This is a genomic window from Lentzea sp. NPDC054927 (genome assembly GCF_053610285.1).
The window spans coordinates 310482-322283 of sequence record NZ_JBSGXZ010000003.1; the positions used below are offsets into that span (position 1 = coordinate 310482).

Genomic DNA, 11802 nt, shown 5'->3' on the forward strand with positions numbered 1-11802 from the left:
GACTGCTCCCCTCAATTCCTGTTCAGGTCTTCGATCAGGCACTCCACGGCCTGCCGGAAGCGGGTGGCGACCCGCCGCACGGTCTCGGTCCGGTGGAGGTTCGTGCTGTGGTGCCACTCGACGAGGAGCTGTCCCTCGCCGGTGCGCTCGATCTCCAGGTGCAGTGCGTACGGGCGCAAGCCCCCACTTGTGCTGTCGCCGCACAGGTCACCCGGTAGTTCGTCGACGATGAGGCCTGCCTCGTCGTCGCTCACGGCGTCGAGCCCGCCCGTGAAGTTGATGTTGATCTGACGGTCGGGTGCGGCGCGCAGGCGGCGCACCTCCGGGTCGTCTGCCGTCAGGTGACGCAGGGCGCCGTAGCCGACTCCGTTGCGTGGCACTGTTTTCATGCTTTCGCTTGCGGCGGCGATGACTCCGGCGCCGTCGCTCAGGTCGTCGTGCTGGAGCACCACCGGGTAGACCGAGGTGAACCAGCCGACCGTGCGGGACAGATCGGTGCCCGGTGCCAGGCTTTCCCGGCCGTGGTGTTCGAGGTCGACGACGACCGTGTCGGTGCCGGCCCACTCCCCCAGCGTCTGGTGCAGCGCGGCCAGGATCAGGTCGACGACCTGGGCGATCGGCAACCCCGCCGTGCCGACGGCGACCTCCACGACGGCAGCGGAGTCCTCGGTGTTGGCACCAGTGGCGTCGACCGGCAGCGTGAACGCCGTCTCGGCCTTGTCGAGCCAGTACGGCAGCTCGTCGCGGACCTCGGCACCGTCCGCGAAGGCCACCACGGACTCGGCCCACTGCCGGAACGACGTGGTCTTCGGCGCGAGCGGTTCGCCGCGGTAGGCCGCGCCGAGGTCCTCCAGCAGGACGTTCCACGACACGCCGTCGACGACCAGGTGGTGCACGACCAGCCCGAGCCATGCGGGTTCGTCGCCGCAGTCGAACAGGACTGCTGCCACGAGCGGGCCATCGGCGAGGTCCAGCGAGCGTTGCAGCGCATCCATGTGCTCCTGGACATCGCCTTGCACGACCGTGAACGCGACTGCCTCGCCCGGCTCGACGACGTGCTGGTGCCAGCCGTCGGGCCCGTGCTGCAGGCGGGTGCGCAGGGCGTCGTGGTGCGTCACAAGGGTGTTCAGAGCAGCGGCGAGCTTTTCGGCGTCGACGTCCGGCGCCAGTGCGAAGAGCCCCGACCAGTTCCAGTGGTTCCGGTCGTCGATGGTGGCGTTGGTGAACCACCGCTGGATGGGCGTCAGCGGCACCGGTCCGGTGACCGGGCCCTCTTCGACGAGCACCGGAGCGGTGGTCACGGCGGCCAGCTCTGCGACCGTCTGGTGGGTGAACAGGTCCGCCACCGCGAGACCGAGGCCCGCGGCACGAGCGCGTGCCACCACCTGCAGGACGGCGATCGAGTCGCCGCCCAGATCGAAGAAGTTGTCGTGCCGGCCGACGCGGTCGGCGCGCAGCAACTTCGCCCAGATCGCGGCCAGTGCCTGTTCCGCGTCGGTGCGCGGGGCGACGTACGCGTCCGTCTCCGGTGCGGCCGGTTCGGGCAGGGCTCGGCGGTCGAGTTTGCCGTTGGTGGTCAAGGGAAGTGCGTCGAGCGTGACGAACGCCGAGGGCACCAGGTAGTCCGGCAGCCGCTCGCGCAGGAACGCACGCAGCTCGCTCGTGTCGGCGCTCGTGACCACGTAGGCCACCAGACGCTTTCCCGTTCCCGACGCCGTGGCCACGACAGCAGCGGCCCGCACGTTCTCGTGGCTCGCCAGCAGTGCCTCGACCTCACCGGGCTCGACCCGGAAGCCCCGGATCTTGACCTGGTCGTCGGCCCTGCCGAGGAACTCCAGCGTGCCGTCGGCCCGCCAGCGGGCCCGGTCACCGGTGCGGTACAGGCGTTCCCCGTTTCCGGTGGGATCGGGGACGAACCGTTCCGCGGTCAGGTCAGCGCGGCCGACATAGCCGCGGGCAACGCCGGGTCCGCCGACGAACAGCTCGCCCGCCACACCCGATGGCAGCACCTGCAACCACTGGTCGAGCACGTACGCCCGCATCCCCGCGAACGGCCTGCCGATCGGCACCTGCGTGCCGATGGCTTCGAGGGGATGGATGGTGCACGTCATGGTGGTCTCGGTGGGCCCGTAGGCGTTCACGATGCGCAGGTCCGGCCGGCGCTCGCGGGCGGTGCGGGCGTGCTGGGCCTGCAGGGCGTCGCCGCCCACGACGAGCAGCCGCAGGCCGTCGAGCACGTCCGGCGAGGTCTCGACCAGCTGGTGGAACAGGCCGGTGGTGAGCAGTGACGCGGTGATGTCGTTGTCGCGCAGGAACTTCCCGACGTCCATCCGTTCGGCCAGGTCCGCGGGGCCGACGACGAGGGTGGCGCCGTTGAGCAGCGCCAGCCAGATCTCGAACGCGCCGGTGTCGAAGCCGATGCCGGCGAGGTGCGCCACGACGTCGCCGGGCTCGACGCGCACGGCGGGGTCGGTGCACACCCTGGCCACGCCCTCGTGGGTCAGCGACACACCCTTGGGCACGCCCGTCGAGCCCGACGTGAACAGCACGTACAGCTCGCTGCCCGGTCCGCCGGTCACAGGTAGAGGACCATCGGCATCGGCGTCAGGCAGTTCCAGGACGCGCACGCGAGGGATGTCCAGCGGCCAATCTCCCGCGGTGACAACGAGTTCGACGTCTGCCGCGTCGATCATCTGGGCGAGGCGGGCCGTGCCCTGGGCGGGATCCAGCGGAACGTAGGTGCCTCCCGCGCCGATCACGCCGAGCATGGCGATGATCAGCTCCGGGCTGCGGTCAAGGTGGAGCCCGACTCGGGTGCCCGTGCCCACACCGTTGTTGCGAAGCCATTCGGCGACGCCTGAGGCCTTGCGGTCGAGTTGGGCGTAGGTGAGTTCGGTGCCACCGCGCAGGGCGGGCCGGTCCGGGTGGGCCGCGGCCTGACGTCCGAACAGCGCCGCAAGGTGAGCCGACGGCATCTCGCGAGCCTCGGACGAACTCCACCCGAGCACCTCGGCGCGCTGGCCGGCGTCGAGCAGGGCGATCTCCCGCACGGGTGTGCCGGGCGTGGCGGCGACGGTGGTGAGGATGCGTTCGAGCTGGTCCAGCAACGCCTCGACGGTGGCGTCGTCGAACGCACCGGCGGAGTACTCGCACAGCAGGGCGAGCTGTCCGTCGACGTCGACGACGAGCTTCAGCGGATAGCGACCCTGTTCCAGCAACGCAGGCGAGTCGAACTCGTCGGTGTCGTCGCCGTCGTCGAACCCGCCGGGCAGGTTCTGGACCGCGACGATGCTCTCGAACAACCTCGGCACACCGGCCACCCGCTGGATGTCGACCAACGGCGAGTGCTCGAACCTTTGCACCGCAACCTGTCCATCTTGGACGGCCCGCAACCATCGGTCGAACGGCGTGCGGTCGCCGGGAACCTTGATCCGCACGGGCAGCGTGTTGATGAACAGCCCGACGATCGACTCGACACCGGGCAGTTCGGCCGGGCGCCCCGACACCGTGAGCCCGAAGACGACGTCGTCGTCACCGCTGTGCGACGCGAGCAGCAACGCCCACGCCGCCTGCACAACGGCGCTGATCGTGACGCGCTCACGCCGTGCCAGCCCCTCCAACGCGAGGGCAACGGCCTCGGGCAGCTCGCGGTGCCGCCGGCCCTGCTCCCAGTGCAGCCGGGTGGTGCGGTCGGCGGGCAGGGCCGTGGGCGAGGTGAAGCCGTCGAGGTATTCGCGCCAGAAGTCGTCGGCGGCCGGCTGTTCCTGCAGCCAGGCGATGTAGTCGCGGTACGGACGCACCGGCGGCAGCGATTTGCGCTGGTAGGCCGCGATCACCTCGTCCCAGACGAGCGGGATGCTCCAGCCGTCGAGGTAGAGGTGGTGGAACGTGAACACGACCCACTGCCGGTCGCCCCGATCCGCCACGTACACCCGCAACAACGGCGCGGTGGTGACGTCGAACCCACGGCGCTGGTCGGCGTCGAGCAGGTCGTCGAGTGCGGCGCCGGGATCGGCCACGGTGGTCCAGTCGAGCACCTCGAAGGGCACGTCGACCTCGCCGATGACGACCTGCAACGGCTCCTCGACGCCCTCCCACACGAACGCGCTACGCAACGCGGGATGGCGCCCCACAACGATGTTCCAAGCTTCGCGCAGGGCAGCCACGTCCAGCGGCCCGCGCAGCTCACGCACGTCCTGCGCCCAGTACACCGCCGTGTCAGCGGGTGCCTCCAGGACGTGGAACAGCATGCCCTGCTGCATGGGCGACAACGGGTAGGCATCAACCAGGCCCGGCACCCGTGCTCGGAGCGGTTCCAGATCGGCCAACGGCTTCACTGCGACTGTGGACGTGGCTGCATCGCCCGTGTGGGCAGCGACCTGCTGAACGGTCTGGTGCTTGAACAGGTCGGCGATGCTCAGCTCAAGCCCCGCATCCCGCGCCCTGGCCACGATCTGGAGGCTGACGATGGAGTCTCCACCCAGTTCGAAGTAGTTGTCGTGAACGCCGACGCGCTCGACACCGAGCACCTCCGACCACACTGCGGCGAGCGCACGCTCGACGTCGGTGCCGGGCGCCTCATAACTCGTGGAGTCCGGCGCGTCAGGCAACGGCAGTGCGCGCTTGTCGAGCTTTCCGTTGGTGTTCAACGGCAACTCGTCGAGCATCACGATCGCCGACGGCACCAGGAACTCCGGCAGACGCTCGCCGAGGAAGCGACGAAGGTCAGCCGGATCGGCAGTGCTCACGACGTAGGCGACGAGACGCTTGCCCTGCTGCAGCTCACGAACGACCACAGCGGCGTTGGCCACGTCCGGGTGGCCGACGAGCACGTGCTCGACCTCGCCCGGCTCCACCCTGAACCCGCGGATCTTGACCTGGTCATCGGTCCGGCCGACGAAGTCGACCACGCCATCCGCACCCCACCGCACCAGGTCACCGGTGCGATACATCCGGGCGCCAGGCACGAACGGGTCAGCGACAAACCGTTCCGCAGCCAGGTCAGCGCGGCCAGCGTAACCACGCGCCAAGCCGATACCCGCGATGTACAGCTCTCCCGGCACGCCGACCGGTGTCCGCTGGAGCCAGCGGTCCAGCACGTAGAAACGCAGTCCCCGCAAGGCAGTGCCGATGGGCACGGTGGACGGACCGAGCCGGCCGGTGTGCATGTCGTGGAACGACGCGTACACCGTGCTTTCCGTCGGCCCGTACATGTTGTAGATGCCCACGGCCGGGTTCGCGTCGAGCACCTTGCGGGCCTGCACGGGCGACATTCCTTCGCCACCGGCGAGCACCAGCCGGTGCCCCGAGAACACGCCCGGATCGGTGTCCGCCAACTGGTGGAACAAGCCGGTGGTCATGAACGACAACGTCACGCCCTGCTCGGTGAAGAGCTTCGCGACGTCCAGTCGCTCAGCGAGATCCGCGGAAGCGACGACAAGGGTGGCGCCCGTGAGCAACGCGGTCCAGATCTCCCACGTCGACGCGTCGAAGGACACCGCGGCCATGTGCGCCACGACATCTCCTGGCCGGGCGGCCACCGCGGGGTCGAGCACGATCCGCAGGACACCTGCCTCGGTGACCTCGACGCCCTTTGGCACGCCGGTCGAGCCGGACGTGAACATCGTGTAGACCAGACGCCCAGGCAACGACACCGCTGAACGCTCGTCAGGCTCGGCGTCCAGGTCGGCCAGGTCGATCACCCCGAGGTGCGGCGCCTCCAGGGCGTAGTCACCGCGGGACACGACCAGCTCCACCCCAGCGGCCGCCTGCACATCGCGAAGCCGGCCATGTGGCAACGCGGGGTCAAGCGGCACATACGTTCCACCCGCCTGCACCACACCCAGAATCGCGACCACGAGGTCGACCGACCGCTCGAACCACAACCCGACCCGAGTCTCATCCCGAACACCAGCCGCACGCAGGCCCGACGCGACCCGCGCGACGCGCTCGCCCAGTTCGGAGTAGGTGAGCTTCCTGCCACCGTCACGGATCGCCACCTGGTCAGCGAACTCGTCGACAGCCAGGCAGAACCGCTCCGCCAAACCGACGAAGGGCTCGTCCGCCGCGGGCCCCACACCCCACCCGGTCACCGGTGCCGGCGTCACCTCGCGCACCACCGCACCAGGCCGGCGAGCGACACCGGTGAGCACCTCGGCGAGCTGTCCGAGCAACCGCTCCACAGTGGACAACTCGAAGGCGCCGGTCGAGAAGTTGGCCTCGACCTTCAGCGTCGCCTCCAGGTCGACGGCCAGGATCATGGGGTAGTGCATCTGCTCGACCGAATCGGTCGAGGCGAACAGTTCGTCGGGGTCTTCCTCACCCTCCTCGGGCATCGCGCCCTGCGGGTAGTTGCCGAAGACGAGCATGCTGTCGAACAGGCCACCCGTGGTGACGCGCTGGATGTCGGCGAGCGGCGTGTGCTCGTGCCGTTGCACCGCGACCTGGTTCTCCTGCAGTTCGCCGAGCCAGTCGGCGAACGAGCGTTCCCAGGCGACCCGCACCCGGACGGGCAGGGTGTTGATGAACAGGCCGACGATCGACTCCACGCCGGGCAGCTCGGCCGGGCGCCCGGAGACGGTCAGGCCGAACACCACGTCGTCCTCGCCCGAGTAGGCCGACAACAACACAGCCCACGCGGCTTGCACGACCGTGGACAGGGTGACCCGCTGGTCGCGGGCCAGCGCGACGAGTGCCGCCGTGACGTCGCGGGGCAGCGCCAGTTCGAGCCGGCCCTGCGCCCAGTGCTCGCGCACCGCGTGGTCCACCGGCAGCGGCGTCGGTGAGTCGAACCCGGCCAGGTACTCGCGCCAGAACGACTCGGCCTCGCCACGATCACGCTGGCCCAGCCACGCGATGAAGTCCCGGTAGGGCCGCACCGGCGACAGGGACTCGCCCCGGTACGCGGCGGTGACCTCGTCCCACAGCAGCGGGATGCTCCAGCCGTCGGCGTAGAGGTGGTGGAACGCCAGCAGGATCCAGTGGCGGTCGCGTTCACGAGCGACGTGCACGCGCAGCAACGGCGCGCTGGTGAGATCGCAACCGCGAGCACGATCCGATGCCAGCAGGTCGTCGATGGCGGCCTCAGGATCAGCGACGGAAGTCCAGTCGTGCACCTCGAACGGCACGGCGACGTCACCGACGACGACCTGGAGCGGTTCGCGCACGCCGTCCCACACGAAACCGGTGCGCAACGCGGGATGCCGGTCAAGAGCGAGCTGCCAGGCCGCGCGCAGAGCGTCGACATCGAGCTCACCGGTCAGTTCGCGGATGTCCTGCGTCCAGTAGACGCCGCTGTCCGGTGACTCGACGGCGTGGAAGAGCATCCCTTGTTGCAACGGCGACAACGGGTAGACGTCGACCAGTCCGGGCGTTCGGGCGACCAAGGCGTCCAATGAGGACTGGCTGAGGGATGCCAGCGGAACGTCGGACGGCGTGAGGCCGTGCGCGCCCGACCGGCAGTGGTCGACGATCTCGGCCAGCGCCCGCACGTAAGCCGCGGCGAGCTGTTCGATCGTCGAGCGTTGGTGAAGGTTGGTGCTGTACTGCCATTCCACGGCCAGGGTTCCGTCGGCGGCCTGGGCCACCTCGACGCCGAGCACGTGCGAGCGCAGTCCGCCATCGCCCTCGGCAGGGCCGCACAGGTCCTCGGACAGCTCGCGGGCGAACAGACCGACGGACTCGTCCTCGACGGCGTCAGCGCCACCGAGGTAGTTGAAGACGACCGGGCGTTCCGGAGCATTGCGGAGCTGCTCGTCCCGCTCACGCAGCACGGTGTAGCCGACACCGCGGCGCGGCACGGCGCGCAGCTGTTCCTTGACCGCCTTGATGACGCCGGCGATGTCGCCGAGGTCGCCGTGGTGCAGCCCAACGGGATGGATGGCGGTGAACCAGCCGACGGTGCGGCTGAGGTCGATGCCGTCCGCGATCGGCTCGCGGCCGTGGCTCTCCAGGTCGATGGCGGCGGCACTGGTGCCGGTCCACCGCCCGAGCACCTGCAGCAGTGCGGCGAGGAGCAGTTCGTGGCCCTGGGTGCGGTAGGCACGGTGTGCCAGGGTCAGCAACGCCGAGGTGTGCTCCGCGTCGAGGGCGACGCGCACGGACTCGGTCGAGTCCTCGGTGTTGGGGCCGGAAAGTTCGGTGGGCACGGCCGTGGTCGTCCGCACGACCTCGCGCCACCAGGGCAGCTCGTCCTGGGGGTCGAACGCCTCCAGTGCGGCGGCCCACTCCTGGTACGAGGTGGTCTTCGGCGCGAGGACACCGGCGGAGTACGCGGTGTCGAGGTCCTCCAGCAGGACGTTCCAGGAGACCGCGTCCACGACGTAGTGGTGCACAGTGAGGCCGAACCACGCGGGCTTGTCGCCGCGGTCGACGTACACCGCGCGCAGCAACGGTCCGTCCGCCAGGCTCAACGACGTCTGCGCGGTGGTCATGGCCGCGGTGACGGCCTCGTCCAGCGCGGGGCCGTCGAGGTCTGTCCTCAGCACAGTCACCAGGTCGGCGGTCTCGGCCGGCGCGTTCTCCTGGGTGTCGCCGTGCAGCCGCAGCCGCAAGGCGTCGTGGTGGGCGACGACGGTGCCGAGCGCGGCCCGCATCGTGCTCGCGTCGGTTCCCGGTGCCAGCTCGAACATGCCCGACCAGTTGAAGTGGTCGGGTCGGGGCAGGTTCTCCCGGAGGAACCAAATTTGGATCGGCGTGAAGGCCACCGGTCCGCTGACCGTGCCCTGGTCGACCGTGCTGGGTGCGGCCGGGGCGACGTGGGAGGCGAGCGCGTGGACGGTCTGGTGCGTGAAGAGATCAGCGATCTCCAGCCGCAGTCCCGCGGCGCGGGACCGCGCGACGATCTGCAGGCTGACGATCGAGTCGCCGCCCAGCTCGAAGAAGTTGTCGTGCACGCCGACCCGTTCGACGCCGAGCACCTGCGACCACACCGCGGCGAGCGTGTGCTCAGCCTCCGTGGTCGGTGGTTCGTACGTGGCCGTGATCTCGGGGGCGCCGGGTTCGGGCAGCGCGCGCTTGTCGAGCTTTCCGTTGGTGTTCAACGGCAACTCGTCGAGCAGCACGATCGCCGACGGCACCAGGAACTCCGGCAGCCGGTCGCCGAGGAAGCGACGAAGCTCTGCCGTGTCGGAGGTGCCCACGACGTAAGCGATCAGGCGCTTGTCGTTCACGATCACGGCGGCGTTGGCGACGTCCGGGTGACCGACGAGCACGTGCTCGACCTCGCCCGGCTCGACCCGGAACCCGCGGATCTTGACCTGGTTGTCAGTCCTGCCGACGAAGTCGACCGCGCCGTCCGCACCCCACCGCACCAGGTCACCAGTGCGATACATCCGGGCCCCCGGCACGTACGGGTCGGCGATGAACCGTTCCGCGGCCAGGTCCGCACGGCCCGCATAGCCACGAGCCAAGCCGGTACCACCGATGTACAGCTCTCCCGGCACACCCACGGGCGTCGGCTGGAGCCAGCGGTCCAGCACGTAGAAACGCAAGCCCCGCAACGCGGTGCCGATCGGAACCGACGACGGACCGAGCCGCCCGGTGTGCATGTCGTGGAACGACGCGTACACAGTGGACTCAGTCGGGCCGTACATGTTGTAGATCGCCACGGCGGGGTTCGCGTCGAGCACCTTGCGGGCCTGAAGGGGCGACATCGCCTCGCCGCCGGCCAGCACCAACCGATGCGAGGCGAACACAGCGGGATCGGTGTCCGCCAGCTGGTGGAACAAACCGGTGGTCATGAACGACAACGTCACGCCGTGCTCGGCGTAAAGCTTGGCAACGTCCAGTCGCTCAGCCAAGTTCGCGGGAGCCACAGCGAGAGTGGCGCCGCTCAGCAACGCCGTCCAGATCTCCCACGTGGAGGCGTCGAACGACACGGCGGCCATGTGCGCGACCACGTCACCGGGCTGGGCAGCCACGGCGGGGTCGAGCACGACGCGCACGACACCTTCCTCGGTGACCTCCACGCCCTTCGGCACACCGGTCGAGCCCGACGTGAACATCGTGTAGACCAGACGTTCAGGCATGGCAACGAGTTCCGGCCACTCGGCAGGCGCGGTCAGCAACTCCGCGAACTCGACGACGCGCGGGCCGTCCAGGGCGTAGTCGCCACGGGACACCACCAGCTCGACCCCAGCGGCCGACTGCACATCGCGAAGGCGACCATGCGGGAGCGCGGGATCAAGCGGCACATACGTTCCACCCGCCTGCACCACACCCAGAATCGCGACCACGAGGTCGACCGACCGCTCGAACCACAACCCGACCCGAGTCTCATCCCGAACACCAGCCGCACGCAGCCCAGAGGCCACCCGCGCCACCCGCTCGCCCAACTCGGCGTAGGTCAGCTCCTGACCACCGCCACGAACAGCCACCTGGTCGCCGAAGTTCTGCACAGCCAACCGGAACCGCTCCGCCAACCCGACGTAAGCCTCATCCACCTCGGCACCGGCACCCCAGCCGATCGCCGGCGTCGGTGTCACCTCGCGCACGAGCCGATCGGGGCCCGCCACCGCGCTGGCCAGCACGGCCTGCAGCTGGTCGAGCAGCCGGTCCACGGTGGCCTCGTCGAACGCCCCGGTGGAGAACTCGGCCTCGATCTTGAGCGTGTCCTCGAGGTCGATCGCGAACGCGATCGGGTAGTTGACCTGCTCGATGGAGTCCAGCGCGCCGAAGCGGTCCTCGTCGCCGCTTTCCTCTTCCTCTTCGGTCATCAGGGCCTGCGGGTAGTTGCCGAACACCACGATGCTGTCGAAGACACCGCTGCCCCGCGGCAGGTCCGACCACCGCTTGATGTCCGACAGCGCGGTGAACTCGTAACGCTGCACCGCGACCTGGTTCTCCTGCAGCTCACCCAGCCACTCAGCGAACGTGCGCTCCCACGACACCCGCACGCGCACGGGCAGCGTGTTGATGAAGACGCCCACCATCGACTCGACGCCGGGCAGGTCGGCCGGGCGGCCGGACACGGTGAGGCCGTAGACGACCTCGTCGTCGCCCGAGTAGGCGGACAGCAGAAGTGCCCACGCCGCCTGGATGACCGTCGACGGCGTGACGCGCCTGCGCCGGGCGAGGTCCATGATCGACGTGGTCAGGTCCATCGGCAGCTCGGCGCGGCGGCGTCCCTGCGCCCAGTGGTCGCGGACCGAGCGGTCGACGGGCAGCGCCGTCGGTGCGTCGAGCCCGGCCAGGTAGTTGCGCCAGAACGACTCGGCCTCGGCGCGGTCGCGCTTGCCCAGCCAGGCGATGAAGTCCCGGTAGGGCCGCACGGGTTCGAGGTCGGGCGTCGTGCCGCGGCACAGGGCGTCGTAGGTGGCGCCGACCTCCTCGAGGACGACGGGCACGCTCCAGCCGTCGCACAGCCCCGAATAAAGCGCCCACACCATGCGGTGATGGCCGGTGCCGTCGGTGATGAGGTGCACGCGCATGAGCGGTGGCTTGGTGAGGTCGAAGCCCTGGGCGCGGTCGCGGGCGAGCAGCTCGTCGAGCGCGGCCTGCTGGTCGGTCACGGCGGACCAGTCGTGCACCTCGAAGGGCACCTGGACGTCGCTCATGACGACCTGCAGCGGCTCGGGCACGCCCTCCCACACGAAGCCGGTGCGCAGCACGGCGTGGCGGGCGACCACCAGCTCCCAGGCGCGCCGCATGGCGTCGAGGTCGAGCACTCCGTCGAATTCGTAGAGGCCCTGTGCCCAGTAGACACCCTTGTCCGATTGCGCCTCCAGGACATGGAAAAGCATGCCCTGCTGCACAGGCGCCAACGGATACATGTCTTCGATCACAAAATCCCCCGCCCTCTCC

Annotated in this window: 1 protein-coding gene; it reads right to left on the minus strand. The window is 69.5% G+C overall.

What is annotated here, in order from left to right:
- Positions 1-11 precede the first annotated feature (11 nt).
- The gene (locus tag ACWGE0_RS07695; RefSeq protein ID WP_452260222.1) at positions 12-11771 is read right to left on the minus strand and encodes an amino acid adenylation domain-containing protein; all 11760 of its coding nucleotides are present in this window, start codon (positions 11769-11771) and stop codon (positions 12-14) included.
- Positions 11772-11802 lie beyond the last annotated feature (31 nt).

Coding starts and splice junctions, on each gene's coding strand:
- ACWGE0_RS07695 (WP_452260222.1), bottom strand. CDS start 11,771: ATGTATCCGTTGGCGCCTGTGCAGCAGGGCATGCTTTTCCATGTCCTG.